This is a genomic window from Devosia ginsengisoli, assembly GCF_007859655.1.
GTDB lineage: Bacteria > Pseudomonadota > Alphaproteobacteria > Rhizobiales > Devosiaceae > Devosia > Devosia ginsengisoli.
Map to the genome: position 1 here is coordinate 1,597,866 of NZ_CP042304.1, position 25,741 is coordinate 1,623,606.

Below are 25,741 nucleotides of genomic sequence, written 5' to 3' on the forward strand. Positions count from 1 at the left end.
TCCCCCGGGAAGTGCAGGACCCGGCCGGCGGATGCCGACCGGGTCAATCGGCCTAGAAGTTGAAATCAGAGGCCGTCATGTTGCGGCTTCCAGCGATCTCGACGCGGAATTCGGGATCGTTATCGTTTCCCGTATTGCCCGAAATCACCGTGTAGTCCCCGTCTTCCCGTGTCTCATGGGTGATCACGATCTGCCCCGGCGCAGTGGCCGACTGGCCGGTTACCAGGGTGAAGGTCTGGTTTCCGGCAAGGCTGCTGTTAGCGTCGATGCCCGAGAGATCGATTTTGTCGCCGGTTTCAAAGTTGCGGATCGTATCGCCATCGGCTGCTGCCTCGGTGCTGAAGACGAAGACGTCATTGCCGCCACCGCCGTCGATCACATTGGCCGCATTGCTGGCCGTGATCACGTCATTGCCCGAACCGGTGGTGACATTTTCGATGCCGTAGAGCGTGTCGGTGCCCGACTGGCTACCGGTGACACTGCCGCGGCCATTTACCCCGGTGCCAAGATCGACCTGAAGGGCGGCTGACAGCGAGCCCAGATCCAGCGTGTCGCTGCCGGCACCGCCATCGTAGAGGTCATTGCCGTCCCCGATCCGGCCGATGAAGAGATCATCGCCTTCGCCGCCGAATGCCTGGTCATTTCCGATGCCCGCATCGATCAGGTCGTCGCCAGCATCGCCGGCGATCCAGTCATCACCGCTTTCGCCATAGAGCATGTCGTCGTCGTCGCCGCCGAAAATGTCGTCATCCCCTTCCCCGGCGAAGATCACGTCGCGTCCGGCTTCGCCATAGACGAAGTCGTCGCCTTCATCGCCGCGGATCACGTCGGCGCCGGCTCCAGCAATGATGTAGTCGGTTCCGGCAAGGCCGAAAATCAGGTCACCTCCAGTCGTCCCGGTCAGGATGTCGCCCAATATCGTACCGGCCAGCGGTCCGGCCGGCGGAGTCGAAAGTTCCTCCACGTCATTCAGGTCATCATTGCCGGCCGGCGCCTCGTCGGCACCATCGCTGGCAGAGGCGAATTGCGGCAGGCCGCCGGTGCTGAAGAAGGTCACCGAGTGCGTATCACTGGCAATCCTGGTCGAGCCATCGGGATTGGTGACCACGACATAGTCCTCGATGGTCTTGCCGTCCGGCAGGTCAATCACGTCCTGCGGCCGCAACGTGCCGACGATCACATCCTGGCCGCCGCCGGTCTTGAAGACGATGCGGTGCGCAGATTGCAGCGAGGTGATGTCGATCACGTCATTGCCGGCAGAGCCGATGATGGTGATCGTGTTGGGCCGCAGATTGGTGGCGAGATCGAAATTGCCGTACATCTCGACCGTGTCGCTGCCAACCGGACCATTGCCGCTCACACCGGCTCCGTTGATCACGATCTCTTCGATCTCTGTCAGTTCGGCGATCGGCGTCTCAACGCCATCCACCTCGCGGGTAACGATGATCTCAACCTCGTCGCTGCCGGTGAAGCCGATCCGCGCCACCGCCTCGTCGAAGGTATAGATGCGGAAAATCTCGCTGGCGGCGCTATCGCCGACAACCTGGAAGATATCGCCATCGACCCCTTCCATGCCGCCATTGATGGTGTCGAAGCCATCGCCGACATTCCAGATGAAGATGTCGTCGTCCTGGGTGCCAGGCGTGGTGTTGTCATCGCCGTCCCCGATATCACTGCCATTCAGGATATCGTCGCCAGGGCCGCCGATAATGACGTCTTCACCCGGACCACCAATGATCGTATCGCTGCCATCGGTACCGAAGATGATGGATGAGACACCGGGAATGCCGGCGGCTACCGTGCTGATCGCCAAGGCCGGGCCGTCACCGAACTTCACGAATTCGATATTGGTAAGAGTGTCCGTGCCATCGGTGCCGACCATATCGGTAACGGTGGTGAGAGCAGTGCCGTTGAAACCGAAGCTATAGTTGCCCGCCGGACCGGAGAACACGGCTGTATCGGTGCCGTTGCCGCCATTGAGGGTGTCATCGCCGGCGCCCCCTTCCAGAATGTCGTGCCAGCCGCCGCCGTTGAGTATGTCGGCGCCCTCATTACCGATCAGGGTGTCATTGCCCAATCCGCCGCTCAGAGTGTTGTTGTTTGCGTTGCCCGTAATGACGTTGTCGAGACCGTTGCCAACCCCGTTTAGGGCCGCGCCAATCAGCTTAAGGTTTTCAACATCGCCAACCACATGAGCTGCATAATTAAGGTTGCGGTTAACCCCCGAAATAATGGTGTCGATACCACTGCCACCATCGGCTAACTCGTTCACGAAGTCCCTGCCCTGAATAACAAGGTAGGTATCATCGCCCGCCCCACCGGCCATGAAATCCACTCCCCTGCCGCCGTACAGGATGTCGTTGCCCTCGCCGCCATGGAGTTCGTCGCCACCATTGAAACCAAGCAGCAAGTCGGCGCCTGCAGTGCCGTTGAGGGCAGCACCGCCAGTGTTGGGAGCGTTCGTCCCCCGGACCATGTTGTAGACCACGCCGCCAAGATCGACGTTTTCGATGCTGACCAGGGTATCCAGCCCGCCAGTGACGCTCTGGACAGTGAAGATGGCACCAGCACGAGCGAAGTCGTGGTCCTCGATATTGCCAGATAGAACAACGGTGTCAGTGCCTAGACCACCGTCGAGGATATTGTTGCCACCATTGCCGGTCAGCCGGTTGTCCAGCGTATTGCCGGTGCCGTCTATCGCGCCCGCAATGAGAACCAGGTTTTCTGTCTCGCCTGCCAGGGTGTGGGATGCCAGCGAGGAATGAACCGTATCATTGCCCCCGCCAGCAAGTTCGGTGACGGTGTCGCCGGCATTGTCGACGATATATGTGTCATCGCCGGCACCGCCGGACATGGCGTCCTGTCCCAATCCGCCGTCGAGTATATTGTTTCCGCCATTGCCGGTCAGTGTGTCGTCATGGATGCTGCCAGTGAGGTTTTCGATGCTAACCAGCATGTCGATACCGGCTCCCTGCGTATCCTGCGGAGCCTGGGAGGCGAGCGTCACCGTTACGGCAGCGGCCGCGTCGATGTAGCTGACAGTATCGGAACCGAGGCCGCCATCGAGCCGGTCATTACCCTCGCCGCCGCGCAATGTGTCATTGCCGGCCTCGCCATAGAGCAGATCGTTGTCGTCGCCACCGATCAACATGTCGTCGCCGAAACCGCCGCGCAACGTATCGTCGCCGGCACCGCCATCGAGCACGTTGTCGACCAGATTGCCGCGCACGGCGTCGTCACCCGCGCCGGTCGTTACATTCTCGACGCCCCGGATGAAGGAAAAGCCTGTGGCAGTGCCGGCCTGCAGGTCGACAGAGATATTGTTGCCCGCCGCATAGGCCAGCGTGTCCGTGCCACCACGCAGATCGAGCTGAGCACTCTCCACGCCCGTGATCGAGGCCCCGTTGACGTCGACAATGAGCCCCCCCGGCATTGAGTGTCACGGTGGCGATGTCATCGGCGCCAAGAGCCGTCTCGACAATCCGAAGCGTGTCGAGATCGGCGCCGCCATCAATGGAGTCGGCACCATCATCGACGCCCTGAACGATGATGTCATCACCAGCGCCGCCAAAGATCGTGTCGTCCCCGGCACCACCATTGAGCGTATCCTGGCCGGCGCCGCCATCGATCACGTCGGCACCATCGCCGCCATTGATGATGTCGCTGCCACCAAGACCGGTTATGGAGTTGCTGGCCGCACCCCCCTGCACGAAATTGTCGCCCTCGTTGAGCGGACCGTCGGCGTCGCCGACGATGACGGCATCGTTCGAGATGACCAGATTGCCGACCACCGCGGTGATCGCCGAGATGACCTGGTGCGGATTCGTCGCGTCGTCGGTGTAGTCGACGACAACACGAAGCATCCTGCCTACCAGATCAGCACCGGGGGTGAAGCTGCGGAGATTTCCGCCGTCTGCGTCGGCAATGTCGACCCAGGGCCCTAGGGCATTGGGGGCGGATTGCCAGCGGTAGGTCATCAGCAGTTCCTCGAAGGCATCCGTCATGCCATCGGGGTCGGTGAAAGCCACCGTGGCCGTCAGTTCACTGCCTTGGGTCGGCGTCATGTCGCTGATGAGCAACGGGCCTGTCGGTTGGTCATTGACGCCGATAACAGGGTCAGTCGGCGCGGACGTCACCGTCTCGATCACGCCACCGCCATCGGTATAGAGGCCCAGAACCCGGATGCGCAGGCCGGCGTGTTCGTCACTGGGCGTGAACGTGGAGCCGGACGCGCCGGGAATGTCGATATAGTCGCCGGTGCCGTCATTGCGTTCGATCTGCCAGCGATAGGTGATGGTGGTGATCATCCCGTCGGGATTGTTGAGATCACGGACCGCTGCAGCACTCACCGTCAATGGCTGGTCTTCCTCGGCGGGAAGCGGCCCGAGCTGCAGCCGGCCTGTTGGATCGACATTGCCAGTTTCTCGGATCGTGTAGATCTGGTCGGCGAACTGGATACGTTCGATCCCCACCAGGGTATCCACGCCCTCGTCCACCTGTGGGTCGATCTCCTCCTGTTCGCGGCGGGCTACCTTAACGATGCCACCATCGAGATGCGTGATCTCGTACCAGTCCTTGCTGCCGGCAAAGACAGCCGTATCGACATCGCCCGAGGGGTCCTCATCATAGAGGATTTCGCGCACGATATGGAGCTGACGGGGCTTGATGACGCCATCTAGCAGGAACTGGGAAAGCGGCTTGGTCACGCCCTCCACCGTCACGACCTGCTTGAGGCTATCGACCGTGAATGCTTCCGTCGCCGTGACAGCGCCGTTGCCGTCCAGCGCCCGTATGCTGATACGCACATTGAGCCAGGCGTCGCCGTGGATGAAGTCGTCGCCGCCACGGCCTTCCATCACATCGTGGCCGTCGCCACCGAGAATGATATTGCCACCACTGAAGCCGATCAGGGTTTCAAGCTTGGCCAGAGCTTGGGCATCGGTCATCGTCGCCAGTTCATCAAGAACCGCTTGCGGAATTTCGGCGACGAGGTTGCCCAGCAATTCGCGCAGACCATCGATACGGTCGACGCCGGCCTGGGTGAGCTCGTGCCCCCGCAGGCTGAGTTCAGGCTCGATCTCTTCGGTGCTGCCACGATCATCGCCGCGCAGGATGTCATTGTATTTCCAGCCCGACAGACCCTCGGTCTGGTCGAAGCGGTCACGCAGGATGTCGGCCGCGACATTGGTGAAGATCGGAATGCTCATGTCGGAATCGGCAGCAATCCGGTTATCCTTGTGGATTGCCCAATCGAAGCCCAGCATACCTTCATTGCGCATGACGCTTTCGCCCTGCACCATGATGTCATCGCCGGACTCGGCATCGAAGTCGTTCTCGTTCTCGCCCGCCAGCAGCACGTCGTGGCCGATGATGGTCGAATTGAAGAACAGCTCCGAATTATCACCTGCCAATGTGTCGAAGCCGTCGCCGCCCTCGATCCAGTCGTCGCCCTCATTGCCCATGAGGAAGTCGATATCGGCGCCGCCCAGGATGAAGTCGTCGCCCTCCCCTGCGAAGACTTCGGTAGCATCGACACCGACAAGGAATACGTCCTTGCCGTCGCCGCCCATCAGGATGTCCAGGCCGTTGGCGTTGGCGATCACATCATCGCCATCCTCGCCCTTGATGAAGTCGCCGGTATCGCCGCTGTCGGTGATGATATCATCGCCAGCACCGCCGATGATGAGATCGACGCCGGCGCCACCTTCGATGCGGTCATTGCCGCCGCCGCCCCAGATCGCGTCGTCGCCATAGTCGGCGATGATCGTGTCGTCCCCCTCGGTGCCGCCGATAACGACATGTTCACCGCCGATGAAACGGATGTAGTTCGCATCGGGGCCGCTGGTCGCGAGATTATCGCGCTGAACCTTGGTGAGGCCGAGCGCGTTGAGTGCCGGATCTTCGTGGGTCGGATCGGCGCCGACCTGCTTGGTCGGATCCACATGCAGCACGTAGTCGTGCTTGGCGAAGGAGTCGACGCCAACGTGGTAGTTGACCTCGTCATCCTCGGTGCCCCGAACGCCGTCCGGACCGGGATTGGTCATGTCCGTATTGGCCATGATGAGTTTGCTGAAGGCGTTGTTTTCCAGCTCGTTGAGCAGATTCAGGCCCTGCGTGCGGGTGAGATAGTAGAACCGATCGAGATCCTGCAGCATTTCGAGCTGCGCCTCGAACACAGCATTGAAGGTCGAGCCGAGGAAACCGCCAAACGGCATCTTCTTTTCCGCCAGCCCACCGATCCACAGATCAATGAGATTGATGCCGGTTTCAATGTCGTCAGAATTGCCGGCGATCCCGTCGACGCCCGGGCCGGGGGCCCAGGCGCCGGTCCCGTTGAGGAATTCAAGCCGGTCATCGGGCGCACCTGTGCCGCCCAGCACCAACAGGGTCGCGGCGGCGCGCCGGTCAGCGACATCGTCGCCCGCCGCTAGGAGGCTGGCATGGGTGCCATAAGCAGCGATGAAGTTGATGATTGAGGCAGGAGTCTTGAGATTGGCCGCGAAATCGGTCCAGTTTGCATAGGGTTTGACGAAGGTCGAATTGGTCGCCGCGTAGAGCTGCTCGCGCGCCTGATTGAGCGTGGGCATACCGGTATCGCGGCCGCGTGCGATGTTGATCGTCGCAAGGTCGAGAGGCAGGCCGAGCAGGTTATTGCGCAGCGCATCCACTACGAATTCGTCGATCTCGTTGCCATGAACGAGCGTCATGCCGCGGAAGATCGCGCCAGCAGCCTGTTCATGCGTAATCGTTCCGCCGAGATCGAATGCCTCGGGATTGAGGAAGGCCTCGATAAGGCCGATATCGTTGTTCCAGTTGTCGGTGGTCAGCGGGTCGGTGACGGGCACGGCGACGCCGTTCGCGTCGTAGCGGATCGGCTGCCCTTCCTCATTGAGAAACATGCGGCCGATATCCTCGGTCAACATGGAATGGCCGAAGCGATAGACCACATTGGCAAATTCGGAGAAGATGGCCGGGTCGATATCGGTGATCGTGTTGAACACGAAAACGTCGATCAGCGGCTGTATCTTGCGGCCGAATTCCTCGAATACCAGGTGCTGATACTGCATTTCCGTGGCGAAGCGGGCCGCCTGGAATATCCGTTCGCCGTCCCAGGCAAGGGTGTTTCCATAGGCTGCCAAAGCCGCAGCGTCCGACGGCAAACCCGCGACTTCAGCCACGCTCAGGTCGGTCAGCAGCCATTCGTTGATGAAGGCTGCATCACCGGATTTGAGAATTTCGAGCTTTTGCGCAGCGACCTGCCGATTGTGCTCGGAGTGGAACACGTGGTGTACGGCAGTCAGGCCGATATTTTCGTTGCCCCGACCGTCACCCGTGATGAAGTGCTTATCGAGCAATTCATTGTCATATTCGAGATTAGCACCGGTCAGCGGGTCGAACTGCACAGCATTGCCGGCGGGGTCCACTTCAAGGCCGATTCCGTCGGGCCTCAGCTCACCGGTCGTGTCGAGCACCGGTACGGCATTGTGGGCGATATCGTCGAGGAATGAATGGCTCGTGCGCGCCGGCTCGACCCCACCGGTATTCGGATTGAGGTTGAGCGGCGCGTCGGCGCTGCCGGTCATCACCTCGTCGTCGTCGGTATTGGGAATGCCGTCAGGCCCGACGTGAATGATGACCTGCGGAAAGCCATTTTCACCGCGAATGAATTCGCCATAGAGGTCGGTGCGGATCAGCGGAATGTTGAAGACGTCACGATCCGTCAGTTCGATTCCGAGCAGATCGGCCGCCTGATCCTTGACATCCTTCCAGGTCGGCAGGCCACCGCCAGTGCCATCGAGCATCCGGCCTGTCGCCATGGGAACGAGGTGCCCGAGTTCGGGATCCATGACCATGGCGTATTCGCGCAAAAAGACCTGGTGCGAGGGATGGGATGTATAGGTCTGGTTCTGGTCGACGAAGGGCGTGGTGACGTTGATCTGTTCCCCACTGGTATCGTCGGCGGTGCCGAGCACGCCGTCCGCGCCGGGACCGTCAAACCGGGTCGCGCGAGTTAACACCATGAAATTGGTGAAGCCGCCTTCGACATAGAGCGGGTCATCGGGCTTGAGCGGCACATAGACCGTGCCGTTGCCGCCCTTGCTGATCAGATCCAGACCATGGTCGAAGAACTGGCCGAAGAAGGTCATCCACCCGTTGAAGGGTGCCGATAGGCCTTCGTCCGGGGCCACGTTGGGCAATACGATGGACTTGCCATCGCTTTCGAACTCGACGCCGTGCAATTCGGCTGCCGCATCGAGGATCGCCTGTTGGCCGGCCGCAGCGGAATTGGCGGCAGATGCGGCGGCCTGAGCCGGCCCAAGCGCCAAATTCGCGCCGGCGAGAACACCGCTCAATGCTCCGATCTGAGCGGCTTCCTCGGGAATCTCCGGGTCAAGCGCCGCGATCGCATCGGTCAGGTCGGCAATGGTCTTTTCCCAGGATGCCACACGATTATCGGCAATCTCGGCGGCGCGGATGAGCGCATACGGGGTCGAAATAGCCAGCACGGCCTGGTTGAGCTGGATCGCCGTACCCGCGAAGCCGGCGTGCTGGAGCGCCGCCATGATAGCCGCCGGATTGTTGGGGGTCTGGTCAACGATGAGATTGGAAATGAGGCGTGGATCGGCGTCGGCGACATTGCCGCTGTGGCCAGCATTGGTCATGTCGCCGGGGGCGTTCGCTTCGCCATCGACGCCATAATCGGTGTTATCGACGACCGGGGAACCGGGTGGGCCAAACGGCATTTCGTCGCCATCGGCATCGTTGCGCCAATAGGGATCGAACATGCGCGGCATGGTCTGGTCGGCGGCGCCCCAGAGCTCGCGGCCCGGAAGGATGTTGTTATAGCTGCCATCCACCGTTCGCAGGCCATAGGGCAGATGCGGCGCCGTGATGAGCTGGCTGAGCGGCGTCCCCGCTGAATGGGCTTCCGCGATCTTGATCTGTGTCAGAACGAACTGCAGGTCATGTTGATTGAGCTTGACTGCCATTTTTCCCTCCAAAGCATGTATCGCCCTGCCGACCGAGCCATGTGCTCAATAGCGGGTGAATGTTCGGAGCCAATGTTGTATGAAACATACGCGGATTGTTATCCGCGAAGGTCGAGCCATCTTTCACCCTTTGTTTGGTGATTGGAGTACCTACTTTGGATAGCCCTTTCGTCAGACCAAGGTCTGAAGGCCGGCGCCGTTGGCGCTGGCGCGAATTGAGCTTTTCGAGCCAGTTTCTGGGCGCAGCCGCCATTGTTCTTTTCGTTGCAATGGCGGTGCTGGGTAGCTGGGTTACCGAACAAATCAAGCAGAGCGTGCTGAAGACTTCGGGCGCCCAGGGCGCCCAGTTCATGACCGGCTTTCTCGAGCCGCACGTGCAGCAACTACAGCGAGGGCGCGAGCTTTCCGACGAAGTTCACCGAACATTGGACGCCCTTTTCATAGGTACGCCTGTCGGTGACAGCCTGATCTCGATCAAGATATGGCGGGTCGATGGAACCGTCATCTACAGCACGAACAAGGCCCTGATCGGCCAGAAATTTGTGTCCAGCGACGTAACACGTGCGGCCAGCGGAGAAGTCATTGCCGAATACGAAGACCTGGTCAGTCAGGAAAGTGCATATGAGCAGTCGCTGGGTGTTGCCCTGATCGAGGTCTATGGTCCGCTCTATCTCCGGGGTACCGACCAGGTCCTTGCCATCGGCGAGATTTATGAGAACGCCGACGCCCTCGCCGCCGAGCTGGAAATAAGCCGGCTACGAACCTGGATGGTGGTGTGTATCACCACCATGCTGATGCTGGCCGTACTGTATTTCATTGTCCGTCGCGGCGACATGACCATCGTGGCCCAAAGATCGGAACTTCGTCAGCATGTGCTGGAGGCAAGGCAACTTGCCCACCAGAATGAGGAATTCCGGTTGGTCGCGGAAAAAGCCAGGCTTGATGCAAGCGAAGCCAATGAACAGCTTTTGGATCGGATCGGTTCGGACCTGCACGACGGTCCGATACAATTGCTGACACTGCTGACGCTCAAACTTTCTAACCGCAGTATTGCCAAGCAACTCAAGGTGCTTCCGGAGGCGCTGACTCCCCTGATAAGCAGTCTGCGCACTATTGCGGGAGAAGCCATTACCGAGTTGCGAAATCTGTCAGCCGGCCTCAGCCTGCCGGAAATCAGCGAACTGACCCTCGAACAAGCTTTGGGGTCGGCCGTTTCCCACCATGTGGACATTACGGGAGATCGCGTATCAGTTGTCCTGAGAGACCTCCCAGATCATATCACGGAAGCCATCAAAATATGTGCCTATCGCATTATCCAGGAGGGGCTTAACAACGCCCAGAAGCACGCCAAGGACTCGGAGAAGTCCGTCGTAGCATTCGTAGAGAGAGGTATCCTGACGATCGAAGTCCGCGATAGCGGCGCCAAGTCGTCGGCTCCGGTCACGGACGGGGTCGGACGACAAAAAATGGGTCTGACCGCCATGCGCAATCGTGTCGGCGCCCTCAAGGGAACCGTATCCGTTACCACCGATCCGGAGCAAGGGACGGTCGTGGAGGCTAAGCTCCCGCTGGACCCCACATAGCAACTTTTTGCTGCCGCAAGCGCGTGAGCAACAAGTATCCGCCGGAGACAATACCGCGATTTACGACCGGTTTCTTTGGGCGTAATCTATTGGGTAGAGAGTGCGTAGAGGCGCGTATGCCCGATCCACTGACAATTGCCTTTGCTGACGATCATCCCATGCTGCTCAGGGGGATCATGAGCCTGTTCGAGGATGATCCTGCCTATCGTGTCGTCGGCAAGGCGGAATGCGCCAATACTGCGCTTGACCTGGTTAAACTCAACGCCCCCGATGTCATGGTCATGGATCTGAGCATGCCCGGCGACATCTTCAGGACGATTTCTGGTATTTCCGATCAGTTTCCAAATACTAGCATCGTCATATTTACAGCATATTCCAGTATTGATGCCGCTCTGAAAGCGCTCGAGGCGGGAGCCGTAGGATTTGTGCTGAAGGATAGCGACTGCGAAGAGCTATTTGACGCGGTAGCGGCCGTAAGCCGAGGCGACATATATATCACCAAGCAATATGCGGTTCAGGTTATGAACGGCCTGCGTGACCGTAGCAGACGCGTCAGCCCAGTTGCAGCCGTCCGACTAAGCCCTCGAGAAAAACAGATCGTCGGACTTCTGGTCCAGGCGCGAACCAACCGTGAAATTGCGCAGGAGCTGGATATCAGCGAACGCACCGTCAAAAGCTACATGAGCGCGCTCATGAGCAAACTGAAGGCACGAAACCGTGTTGAGGTCGCCATGGCAGCCCGGCAGGTGGAGGAGCGTGCGCGCGCAGAGGGGTCGGCGCTGGATACTTTCGACAATGGCGTTGGTGAACGGCAGCTACGAGGGAAACGGTTATAGTTACCTGAACGAGAAACGGGACGTGTTGCGGACCGGCCGATTATGCTCACCAGCAACAGTGACTGGTTCGATTTCCGCGACAGTCGTGCCGGCTTTGAGGCGCGACTGTGGGAGCAAGGCCAGGGTTATACGGGCCGGGTGATCGAAGGTGCGTTCGATGAAGCAGATGCTTACCGAATGGTCTGTCAACTAATGGCCGAGGGCACTTCGGCCACTGCCATACTGGCGGCAACTGACCGCCAGGCTCTGGGCACCTTAGCCGCCTTGACCGATCTGGAGGTGGCGATGCCAGAACGAATGGCCGTCATCGGCTTTGACAACCTTCCAACGAGCGAATTCTTGCGACCTTCACTGACCTCGGTGGATATGCCCGCCGACAGATGGGTGCCATGGCCATTCGTATGATCCAGGATTTCGTCGGCCCCGACAAAATTCGGCTTGCCAATCAAACACTGGAACCCAGACTGGAAGTGAGAAAGTCTTCGTAGCGTTTCCGGCAGGCTGGCACGGATCGCTCTCAGGACATTGTCTCGACGGCTTTCTGCCCGAATTTGCATCGTTGCGCGCCCACGAAGGCAATGCCGTTCCGATCATTCGTTGAGGTGGTCAATCTGTTTAAGAGCGAACGTCATCAAAAGCCGCCAGTCCGTACCACCCCATTCGAGACCAGCTTAGCGCCCAGCAGACGGTCAGAGCTCGAACGTCGGTCGGAACGACCAGTATGGGACTATGCGGCTTGCGCACAGCGGCCAAGGCCGCATCCTCCTTTCCCCGCGTAGGGCCACAAAGGTCGGAGACAACCCTGCACAGTTTCTGAAGATAGCGGCGAAGGCCCACATCGCGGGATCGTTTCAGCTTCAATCCAATCCATCAAATGCCGGGATTGAACATCTGGCCGATTTCCAAACGGGCAGCCCTAGAATCTGAACTGTTCACTAAGGACGCGCTCTTCGAGGCTGGTGCCGGGATCGAAGAGCAGGGTGACTGCGTGCCTGCGGTCTTCGCGCACCGTGACCTCGAGTACGTTATGAAATTCCACATTGTCGGCCACGGCGCTGATCGGGCGCTTGTTGGCCTCGCGGGTAACGAACCTGACCTCGGCCCTATTGGAAAGGATGGCGCCGCGCCAGCGCCTAGGTCGGAAGGGCGAAATCGGCGTCAGGGCCAGCAGCGGCGCCTCGATGGGCAGGATGGGGCCATGCGCGGACAGGTTATAGGCGGTAGAGCCGGCGGGCGTGGCGAGCAGGACGCCGTCGCAGATCAATTCGTCGAGCCGGGTCTCGCCATCGACGATGATCTGGATTTTGGCCGCCTGATAGGTGGAGCGGAACAGGGAGACCTCGTTGAGGGCCAGGGCCTGCCGGCTGTTGCCCGATACGTCGATCACCTGCATGGAAAGGGGATAGATGCGGGTACGCTGGACTGAGGCCAGGCGCTCGGCGAGCGCGTCTTCGGAGAAGGGGTTCATCATGAACCCGACCGAGCCGAAATTCATGCCATAGACAGGGATGCCGGTATGCATGACGCGGTGCAACGTCTGCAGCATGAGGCCATCGCCGCCCAGCGCCACCACTATATCGGCGGTTTCGATGGGATGATCGCCATAGCGAATGCGGAGTTGAGATGCCGCCTGATTGGCATCAATTGTATCGTTGGCTACGAAGTGTATCTGCTGCATGGGGGTGTCATTAACCATCAAGGCGAGCCTGCCTCGCTGCACTGATTTGCTCGAACCTAGTCGACATTCTTGGATGCCTTGGCGCAGTATGCCGCTCCTTGGCGTCAAATTTTTCGGCGTTCGCCCTTAGCCAGTTCTTCGGTGCAAATCTCTTGGCGGCCTCTAGTTTCATTACCACTGGCTCGCCGCCTGCTGCCAGGTAATGCTTGCGAATGATACGTTCACATTCCTTTTCATCGTGGCCAGTCGCCTCGGCGATTTCCATGATTGACGCGCCAGCGCGATGCGACAGCGTGATGAATGTGCCACGCAGATCGTGAAAGGTTACACCGGACAGCCCGGCGTGAGCGACCGCTTTGCGCCACGCTCCCTTGAACCCCTCCAGCACCCAAGGGATACCTCTGGAGTTGGTTAGGATGTAGTCAGGCTGGGGTCGCCGTTTCTTTGGATTTGGATCATTGGCTCGAGCAATCTGCTCAAGGTTTATTTCCTTCAGAATTTTCCGAAGTTCCTCTGCGACCAGCACCTTCACCCGACGAGCTGGTTTTCCTCGGTAGGACTTTCTGGGCTGGAGCATAATGTATCTGCCATCATAAGCCTCCCATTTCAGATTGATTAGGTCAGCCTGCCTCTGCCCGGTCCATATCGCCAACAGCAGGACGCGGGAGAGGTGCCGCGGTGCCTTGCTTAGGAAGGCTGCAATCTGTCCATCAGTCCAGATGATGTCACGTCGGGTTATTGTGTGAATGCAGCCTAAACCTGCCGCTGGGTTCCGATACAAGTACTCCTCGTCAACGGCGAAGTTAAGGATCAAGCGCAGTATCGCGATCGTGGCATCAGCCGTCCTAGGGCGCGATGCAAGTTCATTGTCCCGCCATTGTCGAATTAGTGTTCGAGCGCCGCGCTCGTCAAACATCTTGAGCGGCGAGGCGCCGAACTTCGTCAAAATGCTGTCGAGATACAACTGGTATGATTTTTTGGATGCGGCCGAGAGCCCCCTGAAAGACCCCGATGCCGTATATAGTTGGATGAGGTCCGCGACGGTCCGCACAATGTCAAAGCTCTCGCGACGCAATTTCGGGTTATCGTCGAGACCCCGATTCCAAGGGTCATCCTTATCGGCATTTTGCCAGCGCCCTTTGAGCCGAAGGGCATGCTGAAAGAATCCGACTGCTTTCGTCGCCATCTGCTTGTGGAATGAGTGCTTCCATGACTTTTTGGGCTTCATATATACTCCGCGGGTCAGGTCTAAAGGACAGACGCTTCCCGCGCGAACGTCGATAGATCAAGGTCAATCGCCAAGCGATCGCTAGTCACCGTTGACGAATTGCTTTTATTTCAAAATGGCCGATTTATCACCATTGCCGCTAGCCAAGGCGAGCTTTTTGGTTATCAAGAATGGTGTGGACTCCCATCCTGAGAGCTACGGTAGCGGATATGGGTGGTGCCGGCAGCAGGATTTGAACCCGCGACCCTCGGATTACAAATCCGATGCTCTACCAACTGAGCTATACCGGCGCGGCACTCGCTTAGCATCGGCACGGCGATCCGGCAATGCCCTCCTCGCGGATGGGCACCCCAGGCGACCAAGCAACATTAACTCCCTTTCGGTTCTATTCTTGCCTGAACAAGGGTAGCGGGCCTAACTACCGCCCATCAAGGCCGCGCTGCTGCCGTTGAAAGCATTTTCGGTGGCGCTTCGAAGAAAATGATGCTTGATCTTCATGTTCGATCGAATGCGATAACGGGCTTTACTGTCACCGCTTCTCGGTTGTGGCCCGGCACGCGCAGGTTTTCATGAAAAGCATCTGGTCATCGCTTCGTGTTTCGCAGAACGTCATGGGCGCCTTCGGCTTGGTGATGGTGTTCAGCATCTTCGTCAACCTGCTGATCCTGACCTCGCCCATCTACATGATGCAGGTCTATGATCGCGTGCTGACCACGAGCCGCGTCGAAACCCTGATCTTTCTCAGCCTCATCGCCTTCGCCGCCCTGGCCGTGCTCGGCCTGCTGGATGGCGTGCGCAGCTATCTGCTGACCCGTCTCGGCCGCTTCCTCGATCTGTCGCTGCGCGATCCGGTGCTGACCCAGGCCATTGCCCAGTCGCGCCGCGACGGCCAGAACCATCGTCGCCTGATCGACGACCTCGGCACCGCCCGCAATTATCTCGGCAGCGCTGCGGTCCTGCCCTTCTTCGATGCGCCCTGGGTGCCCTTCTTCATCCTGATCATGGCCCTGCTGCATCCCTGGCTGGGCGTGCTGGCGCTGATTGCAGCCATCGTGCTGTTCGGCATGGCTTTGGCCAACGATCATTTCTGCAAGACCCCGCTGCGCATCGCCACCAGCCAGCAGATCATGGCCAGCGAATTTGCCGGTGCCGCCCTGCAGAATTCCGAAGTCATCCATGCCATGGGCATGCAGGGCGCCGTGGCCGAGCGCTACCGCCAGCAGGTCGAGCAAATGGGCCAGACTGGCCAGAATGCCGCCGATATGGGCGCCACCATCACCGCCGCATCAAAGGCGCTGCGCATCGCCGTGCAGAGCGCGGCCCTGGGCCTGGGCGCCTATCTCGTGATCCGCGCCGAACTGACCCCCGGCGGCATGATCGCCGGCTCGATCATCCTGGGCCGAGCGCTCGCCCCGATCGAGCAGTCCATCGGCTCGTGGAAGCAGTTTGTCGGCGCCCGCGACGCCTACAAGAACATCAAGGGTTTCCTTAGCTCGCGTCCTGCCGAAGCCGAGCGCATCGCAATGCCCGCCCTTAAGGGCCGCGTGAGCGTCGAGAACCTGTCCTTCTCCATGCCGCGCGCCGAGCGCCCCAGCCTGCGCCGCGCCACCTTCCAGCTCGAGCCGGGCACCGCCTTGGCACTGGTGGGCGCATCGGCCTCCGGCAAGAGCACATTGTGCCGCCTGCTGGTCGGCGCCTGGCAGCCCACCACCGGCAGCGTCCGCATCGACGGCGCCGATATCATGACGCTCAATCCCACCGATATCGGCGCCACGATCGGCTATATGCCGCAGACGGTCGAGCTGTTCTCCGGCACGGTCAAGAGCAACATCGCCCGGCTCGGCGCTGCCAGCGACGAGGCCGTTATCGCGGCGGCCAAGGCGGCCGGCTGCCACGAAATGATCCTGCGCCTGCAGGATGGCTACGAGACCGAGCTGGGGCCGCGCGGCATGTTCCTCAGCGGCGGTCAGCGCCAGCGCATCGGCCTGGCCCGCGCCCTGTTCGGCGATCCGCAGCTCATCGTGCTCGATGAACCCAATTCCAACCTCGACCAGGATGGTGAACTGGCCCTGGTTCACGCCATGCGCGAGCGCAAGGCGCTGGGCGCCACCATCATCGTGGTGAGCCACCGCACCTCCCTGCTCGACCCGATCGACAAGATCGGCGTGCTGCGTGATGGCGTGCTCGACCAGTTCGGCGATCGCGACGAAGTCCTGCGCGACATGGCCGGCCAGCGCGCCATCTCGCGGCCGACCCTGGTCCCATCAGCCGACGAGCCCAAGCCTTCCACCGGAGCCAAAACGGCATGAACGCGATCGCTCCCGGCACCCTGCTCCGCCCTGCCCCGCCAGAGGCGCCCGCCATCCCCACCATCGGCAAGCTGTCGCGCGGTCCGGTGCTTTTCGGCACTGCCGTCGTGGTCCTGTTCTTCGGTGTATTCGGCACCTGGGCTGCCCTGGCCCCGCTCAGCAGCGGCGCTATTGCCCATGGCGTGGTCAGCCCGGATTCCGAGCGCCGCGTCATCCAGCATCTCGAAGGCGGCATTATCCGCCAGGTGCATGTGCGCGAAGGCCAGCAGGTGCAGGCCGGCGATCCGCTGGTGACCCTCGAATCCACCCGCGCCGAAGCCACCTTCTCCTCGCGCCGCCAGCAATGGCTTCGCCTCATCGCCATGCGCGCCCGCGTCCAGGCACAGCAGGCCGATCTCGAAGCGATCGAATTCCCGCCCGAAGTGCTGGAATCGACCAGCCCGGACGTGGTGGCTTTCGTCACCAACCAGCAGCAGACCTTCGAAATCCGCCGTACCGCCCTCGAACAGCAACGCTCCATCTTCGAGCGCCAGATCGAGCAGCTCGGCAGCGAAGTCGCCGCCATCGAGGCCGAGAATGTCGGCCTCAACACCCAGATAACCCTGATCGACCAGGAAGAAGCCGATAAGAACAGCCTGCTCGAACGCCAGTTGATCTCGCGCTCCGAAGTACTTGCCTTGCAACGCGAACAGGCCCGCCTGCGCAGCGCCATCGCTTCCAATACGGCACGGATCGCCCAGGCCGGCCAGAGCATCGAGGAAATCCGCCTCGCCTTGCTGCAGGCCGGCGAGAACTATCGCAACGAAGTGGCCGACGAGGCCACCCAGGTCAATAACGAGATCGCCCAGATCGACGAGGACATGGTGGCCACCGGCGACGTGCTGCGCCGCACCGAGATACTGAGCCCTGTCGACGGCTTCGTGCTCAACCTGCGCAGCCAGACCACCGGCGGCGTCATTCGCGGTGGCGATCCGATCATGGATATCGTGCCGCTCGGCGACGACCTGATCGTCGTGGCCCGGCTCAACCCGCAGGATATCGATGCCGTTACCGTCGGCCTGCGCGCCCACCTGACGCTGGTGCCCTTTGCCAACCGCAACACCCTGCCGCTCAATGGCGAGGTCATCCAGATCGCGGCCGATGCCACCGTGGAAGAACGCAGCGGCACCTCCTATTACGAGATGCGCGTACGCGTCCCCTCCGAAGAGCTGGTGCTGCATGAAGGCATGTATCTCAGCCCCGGCATGCCCGCCGACGTGACCGTGGTCACCGGCGAGCGCACCCTGCTGCAATACCTGGTGCAGCCCTTTATCCGCTCGCTTGGCAGCGCTTTCGTCTACGATTGATCACCGCCCTGCCGCCACGCTGCGCGTGGATCGCGATCCGGATCACGCCGGCCATCCGCTTGACCATTCGGACAAAAATCTCCCATTTTGGTACGCGATGTGCCATTTTGGCACCATCAAACGACCCTGTCGGCACGTTCATTTACTTGTCACTCGATTGACCTGAATGAACTACGTTGCCTTGAATTTCTTTGCTTTTCAGTACTTCTCAAGACCTGCTTTACCGAAGCAGGTAACCATTCGCCGCTTTCTTGGGTATTCCTGATTGACACCAAGCCCCCCATCCTGTTCTTAGTATTAAGGGAATTTTAACGATGCCCGCGGGGGCGCGGGTGGAGGGAACTTAGTGCCAGCACTCTTGGACGTGCGAACGCCTTCGCGGCGAACGACTTCGCTTGCCTTCAATTCTGCACTAATCGCCGACGGCAAGACTGCCGCTCGGCTTTTCTCGTCCATCGATATGCCCCTGGGCCTGCGCCTGATCGCGCAACCACACCAGTTCACCACCAGTGATACCGGCCGCCACACGCCGCCGCTTGCCGCTGTGACACACCCCCATTCAACCAATTTGTTCTCGGAGTAAGACCATGGCTGAAATTCACGTAGGCGCTAGCCAAGCATACGCCACCATCCAGGCAGCGATCATCGCGGCGGGGCCGGGTGACACGATCATCGTTCACCAGGGCACATATGCTGAGAACATCGTTATCAACAAATCGCTGACGCTCGTCGCGATCGATGGCCCTGCCCTCACCAGCATCGTGGGCAGCGACACCGGCGGCAACACGGTACGCATCGCTAATGGCACCAGCGATGTAGTGATCGGCGGGCCGGGACAGGGCTTCACCATTGTCGGCACTCCGGCAGCCAATGACGGTCTTGAAACCGCAGCGGTCTATCTCACCGGTGATGTCGACAACGTCGAAATCCGCAACAACACTGTCATCGCCAACGGCGAAGCGGCAATCATTTCTGAATGGCAGTTTGGCGTGACCAATATCACCGTTGATGGCAATACCATCGGCGGCAACACCTATGGTGGCGCCGCGCCTCTGCCGGTCGGCGATACCGTGAGCTCGACCAATCCTGGCGGCTTCGACACCAGCCCGAACCAATGGAACTCGGAGAATGTCGCCCGCCAGCTCGTGACCCTGGGCCAAGGCTATACCGGTGGCACCAACGCTAACAACGCCGGCGACAACATCGTCTTCACTAACAACATCATCACTGGCAGCAGCGGTGTCGGCGGCGTCGGCACGGGCCTGATCAACATCGAAGCCGACAATTCCACCGTTTCCGGCAACATCTTCGACAGCGCCAGCTCGACCGGTTCGTTCGAACTCCGGGTTCGCGGCGAGGATAGCGACGTCACCAACAACCAGATGCAGGGTCAGAAGACGGTCCTCGTCACGACCAAGGCCGACGACGTTTCCGGCAACACGTCCAGCGGCGATCCGGTCGGCGTGGTCTATTTCGGCACTGAGGGTGACGACACGTTTATCGGCGGTGAAGGCAACGACAGGTTCGAGGGCATGTCAGGTTCGGACACCGTAGATTATAGCGCGACGACAGGCGGCGTCATTGTCACGGCCAACACTGCGTTCGGGCTTCTGGACAACATCGGTACTGATGAGCTTTCCAGCATCGAGAACGTTATCGGCGGCTCGGGCAATGACACCTTTGTTGGCGAGAACGGCGTATCTAACACCTTTGTCGGCGGCGCCGGCAATGACCTGTTCAACGCCGGCACCGGCGCTGGCGTCGATCGCTTCATCTATGAGACTGCGCTCGCTGACGATGGCATCGCCACCAAGGGAACCAACCGCCTGTCCGTGGACGGCGGGGCCGAAGGCGTCGACGATCTGCGCAATGTCGATGAAATCGAGTTTGCCGACGGCAAGGTGATCACGGTCGTCAACAACAATGCGGCCGTCTACACCCAGGCCGACAGCCTCAACGTGGCCGATACCGACGGCACCGACGCCGGTACGGTCATCAACGGTTCGGGCCTGCTGATCAACGACATCAATATCGATGAGAGTATCAGCACCGGCGACCAGAAGGCCGTAGTGGAGCAGACCATCGATGGCACCTACGGCACGCTGCAGCTGTTTGCCGACGGCACATACACCTACACGCTCAAGGCATCGGTGGACGGCCTCTCGGCTGACGCCAGCGAGACCTTCAACTACAACGTCACCGACGGCACCAATGTCACACCGTCGTCGCTGACCATTAACATAACGAGTGCGAACGATGCCCCCGTGATCACCAATGGTCCGGTGACGGGCGGCGTGTTCGAGGCCGGCGATGCCGATACCTTCGCGAACGCGGCCTTGGGCGTCGGTGCCGATGCCAATTACGTGCCGACTGCGGCCAATGCCACAGCGATTAATACTGCTCTGTTCGGCCTGATTGGTGACCAAAACACCGCGGGCAATCCGGTGAAGCCAGTCGTTGACGCGATCGAAGCCGATCTGCTCGCCCGCGGCGGCACCCGTGCTGATGCCATCCTGGCAGTATGGGACTATCTCGACAACTTCTACACCGCCAACCTGCCCGGCAACTACGATCACGTGGGGCACAACACCGCGACGATCCGGCTGGGCCTCGAATACATCCTGTATCTGAAGGACGGCAATGCGCCGCTGACCGGCGTCATCGTCAAATACACCGAAAACGGCAGCGGCGACGTGACCCGCGAACAATCCCTGCACGACAATCTGCTGGGCAATATCAACGCGGCCGGGCTCGCCGATCGCTTCTCCGGCGACCATTTTGATCCCACGGGGGTCACGCCCCCAACTGGCATCTATGCCGATATCTTCGCCGTCATGGGTGCCGATACCGCGGCGCTGCTCGCCCGCCCCTGGATCAGCGGCAATATTCCGGGCAATGCCCAGGACATCGCCGATGCCGCGCTTGCTGATATCAATCTTGGCCTGGTGCCGGTCTCCGCCGGTCAACTCACCGCCACCGATGCCGATCATGACGATCTGAACTGGTCCATTCTTGCCGACCCGCTCGATCCCGATAGCGACACTGGCCATCTCGATGGCCAGTATGGCACGCTGCATGTCGATGCCGACGGCAAATGGCGCTATGTGCTCGACAATGCCAGGCTGGCAACCCAATCCTTGGGCGAAGGCGACCACGGCGACCCCGAAGTGTTCACCGTCCAGGTGGACGATGGCAATGGCGGCACCGCAACAACCACCATCACCATCAACGTGACCGGCTCCAACGATGCGCCGGTGATTGATGCTGCGGTGGATGGTGCCGTGTTCTCGGCGGTGGAAGACACCGCCATTGTCGACACCGACCCGGCTTCGGTCGCCAATATCCTGGCCAATGCCATCAGCGACATCGACGGCGACGCGGTCACCGTCACTCTGACCCTGACCTATGGTCCCTGGTCGGGTGGCGACACCCCCGATCCCGAGACCATCACCATCGCACCCGGCGATGCCTTCTCCCTACACACCGCCGGCCGACTACTTCGGCACCATCACCGTAGGCGTCACAGCCACCGACACGCACGGCGCGTCCGATACATCGACCTTCACCGTCAATGTCGCCGCGGTCAACGACGCCCCCGTGATCACCAACGGTCCGGTGACGGGCAGCGTGCTCGAGGCCGGCGATGCCGATACCTTCGTCAATGCATCATGGGATGGCGCCGCAGTTCGTCCCGAGTCCAACTACACACCCAGCACCACCGTCATAGCCGATGCTTTGCTGGCCATGCTGGGCAGCGACACCACTGCCGGCACCGAGAGCGTCGCCGATGTTCTCGACCTGATCCAGGCCGATCTGCCCGCGACCAGCACCCGGGCCGACGCCATCCTGGCAGTATGGGACTACCTGGACAGCTTCTACACCAGTGGCGACAACTACTACCACGTTGGCCACAATACGGCAGCCGTCAATCTGGCCATCCAGTATGTGAACTGGATCACCCTTTCCGACGGTGCGCCGCTGACTGATGTCATCGCCAAGTACACCGAGGACGGCAGCGGCAATGTCACTCGCTCGCAGTCCATCCATGACAACCTGCTGGGCAATTTTGGCCTGGCCGGGCTGAGCGACCGCTTCTCTGGCCAGGTTTATGATCCTGTTGACGGTACGAACTCGACCGGCATCTATGAAGTCATCTTTGATGCCGGCTATGCCGACATGCACGCCCGCCCCTACTATGGCGGCGCGCCAGCCAATCCCGAGGCCGCGCGTATTTTCGACATGGCCCATGGCCTGGTGCCGGTCTCCGCCGGTCAACTCACCGCCACCGATGCCGATCATGACGATCTGAACTGGTCCATTCTTGCCGACCCGCTCGATCCCGATAGCGACACTGGCCATCTCGATGGCCAGTATGGCACGCTGCATGTCGATGCCGACGGCAAATGGCGCTATGTGCTCGACAATGCCAGGCTGGCAACCCAATCCTTGGGCGAAGGCGACCACGGCGACCCCGAAGTGTTCACCGTCCAGGTGGACGATGGCAATGGCGGCACCGCAACAACCACCATCACCATCAACGTGACCGGCTCCAACGACGCGCCGGTGATTGATGCTGCGGTGGATGGTGCCGTGTTCGCAGCGGTGGAGGACACCGCGATCGAATCCGGCTCGACATCGGTCGCCGATATCCTGGCCGCCGCTATCACCGATATCGACGGCGACGCGGTCTCCGTCACTCTGACCCTGACCTATGGTCCCTGGTCGGGTGGCGACACCCCCGATCCCGAGACCATCACCATCGCACCCGGCGATGCCTTCTCCCTACACACCGCCGGCCGACTACTTCGGCACCATCACCGTAGGCGTCACAGCCACCGACACGCACGGCGCGTCCGATACATCGACCTTCACCGTCAATGTCGCCGCGGTCAACGACGCCCCCGTGATCACCAACGGTCCGGTGACGGGCAGCGTGTTCGAGGCCGGCGATGCCGATACCTTCGCGAACGCGGCCTTGGGCGTCGGTGCCGATGCCAATTACGTGCCGACTGCGGCCAATGCCACAGCGATTAATACTGCTCTGTTCGGCCTGATTGGTGACCAAAACACCGCGGGCAATCCGGTGAAGCCAGTCGTTGACGCGATCGAAGCCGATCTGCTCGCCCGCGGCGGCACCCGTGCTGATGCCATCCTGGCAGTATGGGACTATCTCGACAACTTCTACACCGCCAACCTGCCCGGCAACTACGATCACGTGGGGCACAACACCGCGACGATCCGGCTGGGCCTCGAATACATCCTGTATCTGAAGGACGGCAATGCGCCGCTGACCGGCGTCATCGTCAAATACACCGAAAACGGCAGCGGCGACGTGACCCGCGAACAATCCCTGCACGACAATCTGCTGGGCAATATCAACGCGGCCGGGCTCGCCGATCGCTTCTCCGGCGACCATTTTGATCCCACGGGGGTCACGCCCCCAACTGGCATCTATGCCGATATCTTCGCCGTCGTGGGTGCCGATACCGCGGCGCTGCTCGCCCGCCCCTGGATCAGCGGCAATATCCCGGGCAATGCCCAGGACATCGCCGATGCCGCGCTTGCTGATATCAATCTTGGCCTGGTGCCGGTCTCCGCCGGTCAACTCACCGCCACCGATGCCGATCATGACGATCTGAACTGGTCCATTCTTGCCGACCCGCTCGATCCCGATAGCGACACTGGCCATCTCGATGGCCAGTATGGCACGCTGCATGTCGATGCCGACGGCAAATGGCGCTATGTGCTCGACAATGCCAGGCTGGCAACCCAATCCTTGGGCGAAGGCGACCACGGCGACCCCGAAGTGTTCACCGTCCAGGTGGACGATGGCAATGGCGGCACCGCAACAACCACCATCACCATCAACGTGACCGGCTCCAACGACGCGCCGGTGATTGATGCTGCGGTGGATGGTGCCGTGTTCGCAGCGGTGGAGGACACCGCGATCGAATCCGGCTCGACATCGGTCGCCGATATCCTGGCCGCCGCTATCACCGATATCGACGGCGACGCGGTCTCCGTCACTCTGACCCTGACCTATGGTCCCTGGTCGGGTGGCGACACCCCCGATCCCGAGACCATCACCATCGCACCCGGCGATGCCTTCTCCCTACACACCGCCGGCCGACTACTTCGGCACCATCACCGTAGGCGTCACAGCCACCGACACGCACGGCGCGTCCGATACATCGACCTTCACCGTCAATGTCGCCGCGGTCAACGACGCCCCCGTGATCACAACGAGCGACCTCGTTGGCGAAGTTACCGAACCCATGACGGCTACGATCGAACAGGATACAGGCATAATCAGTGTCGTGGATGATGCCCCCGGCGTAACCTTCGCCGTCGATAATCCAGTCAACGAATTCGGCGAATTCTATATCGATGCCTCGACCGGAGAATGGACATTCACCCTTGGCACCGGCCCCGCTGTGCAGGCACTCAGCCTTGGTGATGCCCCCACGACCACGTTCAGGGTCATCATCACCGATGCTGGTGGCCTCCAAACCACTGCGGATATCGTCATCACCATCAATGGCACCAACGAGGTGTTCGATGGCACCCCCTACGACGACTTCTATATCGGGACGCCCTTTGTCGATGAGATCACTGGCGGTGCCGGCGACGATACCCTCTATGGCGGCAGCGATGATGACTTTATCGACGGCGGTGACGGCGACGACACCATGGATGGCGGCTCCGGCAACGACACCATTTTTGGTCGTGACGGCGACGACACCATCGACGGCGGCTCGGGCGACGACTTCATCGGTGCCGGTACAGGCGACGACCTTGTCAATGGCGGCTCGGGCAACGACACGATCCATGGCGGCCAAGGCGACGACACGATCCATGGCAACGGCGGCGGTGATATGCTCTATGGCGGCGGCGGCGACGACACGATCCATGGTGGCGACGGCGATGACCTGCTTGATGGCGGCGGCGGCCATGACAACCTCTATGGCGGCTCCGGTGATGATATCCTCTGGGGCGGAACTGGGCGCGACACGCTGACGGGCGGCGCAGGCGCCGACACCTTCAAGTTTATCAGCGTGGAGGATAGCTCCCGTGTGGGTAAACGTGACACGATCACGGACTTCGAGGCCGGGGACAAGATCGATCTGACCCAGTTCGATGCCAATAGCGATCTAAGTGGTCATCAACAGTTTATCTTCCGGGGGCTTGGCGCCAACAACCGCGCGGAAGAAGCTGGTTATCTCAAATATATGCATGATGGAAACCAAACCATCTTGGTGGGTGGCGTTGATAATGATGGTGATGGCCTGGGTGACTTCATCCTTGCCATAGACGGCATCCTCCATCTGACGAGCGATGACTTCGTGCTGGGCAGCGTCGTCGATCTGGAGTTAGATACGGGTACCGTCGATGACGAGACCTTCTACTCTGTCAACGGGCGTGACGTGTTCACGGGTGGTGGCGGCTCCGACACCTTCGTGATCGACAATATCGGGCAAAGCAGTTTCGCCAACTGGGACGTCATCACCGATTTTGGGAGCGACGACTACATCGACCTCAGGGGCATGGATCTCAACATAGACAGTCTCTTCCACGCCCTCAATGGCAACTCCACGGTACAGCATGGCGATATCAAGCTCTACCAGAGCGGGAATGACACTTTCATCCTCGGTGACCAGAACGGCGACCGTCAGGCAGACTTCAAGATCCAGCTACTCGACATCAACATGCACGATGTGACGCTGGATAACTTCATTCTCTAGAAATAGAGAAATCTGAACACCAAAAAGGG

General features: G+C 60.4%; 11 protein-coding genes, 1 tRNA gene and 3 pseudogenes. 9 read left to right on the forward strand and 6 right to left on the reverse strand.

The window, feature by feature from the left end:
• Positions 1-52: 52 nt before the first annotated feature.
• From FPZ08_RS07970 to FPZ08_RS23005, 3 genes and pseudogenes are all read right to left on the reverse strand, one after another.
• Positions 53-3,385, reverse strand: a complete 3,333-nt coding sequence (locus tag FPZ08_RS07970) for a calcium-binding protein (RefSeq protein ID WP_186767250.1) — start codon at positions 3,383-3,385, stop codon at positions 53-55.
• Positions 3,386-3,593: 208 nt separating this feature from the next.
• A pseudogene (locus tag FPZ08_RS23000) lies at positions 3,594-4,946 on the reverse strand (hypothetical protein); the annotation flags it as partial.
• A 147-nt stretch (positions 4,947-5,093) separates the two neighbouring features.
• Positions 5,094-8,663, reverse strand: a pseudogene (locus FPZ08_RS23005) (peroxidase family protein); the annotation flags it as partial.
• A gap of 482 nt (positions 8,664-9,145) precedes the next feature.
• Between FPZ08_RS23005 and FPZ08_RS07980 the strand changes: the two are divergent.
• The 3 genes from FPZ08_RS07980 to FPZ08_RS07990 all read left to right on the forward strand — a co-directional run bounded on the left by FPZ08_RS07980 (position 9,146) and on the right by FPZ08_RS07990 (position 11,814).
• A complete protein-coding gene (locus FPZ08_RS07980) occupies positions 9,146-10,573 on the forward strand; it encodes a sensor histidine kinase (RefSeq protein WP_146289481.1) in 1,428 nt (475 codons plus the stop codon).
• Positions 10,574-10,689: 116 nt separating this feature from the next.
• Positions 10,690-11,409 carry a response regulator gene (locus FPZ08_RS07985; protein WP_146289482.1) on the forward strand — a complete coding sequence of 240 codons (720 nt, stop codon included), beginning with the start codon at positions 10,690-10,692 and terminating at the stop codon, positions 11,407-11,409.
• Between the two features lie 42 nt (positions 11,410-11,451).
• Positions 11,452-11,814 (forward strand): substrate-binding domain-containing protein, encoded by a 363-nt coding sequence (locus FPZ08_RS07990; protein ID WP_146289483.1) that lies wholly within the window; start codon positions 11,452-11,454, stop codon positions 11,812-11,814.
• Positions 11,815-12,325: 511 nt separating this feature from the next.
• Here the strand turns inward: FPZ08_RS07990 and FPZ08_RS07995 are convergent.
• From FPZ08_RS07995 to FPZ08_RS08005, 3 genes are all read right to left on the reverse strand, one after another.
• Entirely contained in the window at positions 12,326-13,087 is a 762-nt protein-coding gene (locus tag FPZ08_RS07995) for an NAD kinase (protein WP_146289484.1), read from the reverse strand.
• 10 nt (positions 13,088-13,097) lie between these two features.
• Positions 13,098-14,315, reverse strand: coding sequence for a tyrosine-type recombinase/integrase (locus FPZ08_RS08000; RefSeq protein ID WP_146289485.1), 1,218 nt, complete (start codon positions 14,313-14,315; stop codon positions 13,098-13,100).
• Positions 14,316-14,529: 214 nt separating this feature from the next.
• Positions 14,530-14,605, reverse strand: a tRNA-Thr gene (locus tag FPZ08_RS08005).
• Positions 14,606-14,884: 279 nt separating this feature from the next.
• Here FPZ08_RS08005 and FPZ08_RS08010 point away from each other — a divergent pair.
• The 6 genes and pseudogenes from FPZ08_RS08010 (at position 14,885) to FPZ08_RS08035 (ending at position 25,712) form a co-directional block, all read left to right on the forward strand.
• On the forward strand, positions 14,885-16,624 hold the full coding sequence (locus FPZ08_RS08010; RefSeq protein ID WP_146289486.1) for a type I secretion system permease/ATPase: 1,740 nt from the start codon (positions 14,885-14,887) through the stop codon (positions 16,622-16,624).
• Positions 16,621-17,970, forward strand: coding sequence for an HlyD family type I secretion periplasmic adaptor subunit (locus tag FPZ08_RS08015; RefSeq protein WP_146289487.1), 1,350 nt, complete (start codon positions 16,621-16,623; stop codon positions 17,968-17,970). Before FPZ08_RS08010 ends, FPZ08_RS08015 begins: the two co-directional genes overlap by 4 nt.
• Positions 17,971-18,557: 587 nt before the next feature.
• On the forward strand, positions 18,558-21,956 hold the full coding sequence (locus FPZ08_RS08020; protein WP_146289488.1) for a VCBS domain-containing protein: 3,399 nt from the start codon (positions 18,558-18,560) through the stop codon (positions 21,954-21,956).
• A gap of 253 nt (positions 21,957-22,209) precedes the next feature.
• Positions 22,210-22,614 (forward strand): annotated as a pseudogene (locus tag FPZ08_RS22295) (VCBS domain-containing protein); the annotation flags it as partial.
• 127 nt (positions 22,615-22,741) lie between these two features.
• Positions 22,742-24,295, forward strand: coding sequence for a VCBS domain-containing protein (locus FPZ08_RS08030; protein WP_186767251.1), 1,554 nt, complete (start codon positions 22,742-22,744; stop codon positions 24,293-24,295).
• Complete coding sequence (locus tag FPZ08_RS08035; protein ID WP_186767252.1) at positions 24,246-25,712, forward strand: calcium-binding protein; 1,467 nt, start codon at positions 24,246-24,248, stop codon at positions 25,710-25,712. The genes FPZ08_RS08030 and FPZ08_RS08035 overlap by 50 nt, the downstream gene beginning before the upstream one ends.
• Positions 25,713-25,741: the final 29 nt, after the last annotated feature.